Source organism: Clostridium sp. AM49-4BH (assembly GCF_003478335.1).
In the GTDB taxonomy this organism is placed as follows: Bacteria; Bacillota; Clostridia; order Lachnospirales; family Lachnospiraceae; genus Butyribacter.
On record NZ_QUFB01000105.1, the window covers coordinates 1 to 2,456 of the forward strand.

The following is a 2,456-nucleotide window of genomic DNA, read 5'->3' on the forward strand; positions in this document are numbered from 1 at the left end:
TACATGCCCTTCGGAAACTCGAAGTCCCGGAAGCAAGGTATTCATCATTTTTGAAAGGGACTTTGCGCTCGTCGTTACTTATGTCTCGTATTTCAGAGACATTAAGTAACGTAACGTAGCGCATCGTAGCGAAAGCGTCCCGTCCAAAAATGGATGATACCTTGCTAAAACGGGACATCTCAGACATCCCTTCGGGCATGCAATCATCAGAGACTTAACAAAATAAGAAATCACGTAAAAACTCTGCGTTCTGCGGCAATTGTCTTAGTTTCTTGATGGCAGAATAATTTACATTATTGGCTGCAAAAATAGCTATTATTTTACTTACATAATAAGTGATATGTGACAACATGGTAATTATTGATGTGCGAAGTTTGAGTAAATAAATTAAAATACTATAATTACACTAATTTCATGGATTTTATTTGAAATATGGTGTATGCTAGAACAGATGCGAATGAAAAGCATAATGGCTGCGTGTGTTATAGAACACATCAAAGAGCCAAGAGATATCAGTACATAGGAGGTTTGAGAATGATGAAAAAATGGATAAAAATGGGGTTGATGGCGGTGCTTGCGAGCTCGCTTTGCGTCAGCATGACAGCTTGTAAGAGCGACAAAAAGGCGAACAATTCTGCCGTTCAAAAGGAAAAAGCTGTGAAAAACAACACAGACGCAGACAAGCAGAAGACATATACGCTGCTTTTGGGAGAGCAGTATGAGCTGGAGAAAAAAGAAAAAGCGGAATATGTGATCGCAGATACTTCAGTAGCCTCTGTGTCACCGGAGGGGATTGTCCACGCTTGCAAAGCAGGAAAAACGACGCTTACTGTGACTAAGGATGGCAAAAAGAGCAGCAGTGCATTAAAGATCAAAAAGCGTGGCATGGTGTATCCGACATTTACGATGATGAAAGGTGAGAAGTTACCGATCCTTTTTAGTAATAAAGAAAGCGGTGTCAGCTGGACAAGCGCAGATGAAACGATCGCCACCGTTGATGCAGATGGTGTTGTTACCGGTAAAAAGGTTGGCACGACAACGATCTATGGAAAGGGCGCAGAGCACACATATCGTTGTGATCTGACAGTCAACAAAAAGATTAAAAATATTGTGTATCTGACCTTTGATGACGGACCAAATCGTTATACGACACCGAAGGTTTTAGACATTCTAAAGGAAAATAATGTCAAGGCAACCTTTTTTGAGTTGAAACCGGCGAAAAAAGATTTTGATCTGACGAAACGCGTGATCGACGAGGGACATACTCTTGCTATGCATGGTTATCAGCATAAATATAACATCGTTTACAAGTCCAAGAAAGTGTACAAGCAAAATTTGGATAAGCTTCGCAATCTTTTCTTTAAGAAATACGGTGTTTGGTGTACGTTAAGCCGTTTTCCGGGAGGAAGTTCTAATACGGTTAGCCGATACAATCCGGGAATTATGACGAGAATCACCAAAGATATTGCCGGCTGGGGTTATCATTATTTTGATTGGAATGTTGCTTCCTGCGACTCGGACACAGCTAAAAATGCAAATGATGTGTATCGCAACGTGACTACAGGACTGGTAAAAGGTCGGGGAAATGTTGTGTTAATGCATGATTTTTATAAGAATGATAAGATGCTTGGAGCATTAGATAAGATCATCAAATATGGTAAAAAGCATGGTTATACATTCCTGCCGCTGACGGCAAGTACGACGGAAGTGCATCATAAAGTGAACAATTAATATAGAAATGACGATGCTTTTTAGTCAGCATGTGGAAGAAGTGGGGCGGCACAAAGATAGTGTTCAATGAGCGATACGCTCCCCACGCAGCGTCAAATGACAATGCGACAACCGGTTTTTTGGTATCAACGCAATAAATCGGCAGTTCCTTGTTATGTATCAAACTGTTTGACATGACAGATTTATCTGCAGGCATTTTTTTCTGGCTGTACACGATTGCCAGACTTGCGATCAGAATAACAGAAAGTGTAAAAAATCCGGTCTCGATAAAGGATCGGATTTTTTGTTGTTCTTGTCGGAAATATTCTTCATCCAATTTCATAATCATCTAACATCCTTTCCTACTACAATATAGTTACTCAAACTTCGCACATCAAAAATTATCATGTTGTCACATATTGCTTATTATGTCAGTAAGACAATAACTAATTTGCAGCCAATAACGTAAATTATTCTGCCATCAAGAAACTAAGACAATTGCCGTAGAGCGCAGTGTTTTTACGTAATTTCTTATTTTGTTAGGTCTCTGATGAATACATGCCTGAAGGAGTGTCTGAGATGTCCCGGTTTAGCAAGGTATCATCCATTTTTGGACGGGACGCTTTCGCTACGATGCGCTACGTCACGTTACTTAATGTCTCTGAAATACGAGACATAAGTAACGACGAGCGCAAAGTCCCTTTCAAAAATGATGAATACCTTGCTTCCGGGACTTCGAGTTTCCG

The 2,456-nt window shown here is 40.2% G+C and carries 1 protein-coding gene; it reads left to right on the forward strand.

The genetic code is table 11. The features are described 5' to 3' along the window. Positions 1–534: 534 nt before the first annotated feature. Positions 535–1,731, forward strand: coding sequence for a polysaccharide deacetylase family protein (locus DW981_RS14395; RefSeq protein WP_182434312.1), 1,197 nt, complete (start codon positions 535–537; stop codon positions 1,729–1,731). Positions 1,732–2,456: the final 725 nt, after the last annotated feature.

Bases quoted from the DNA above. Each gene is read 5' to 3' on its own strand.
- DW981_RS14395 (WP_182434312.1), top strand. From the start codon at position 535: ATGATGAAAAAATGGATAAAAATGGGGTTGATGGCGGTGCTTGCGAGC.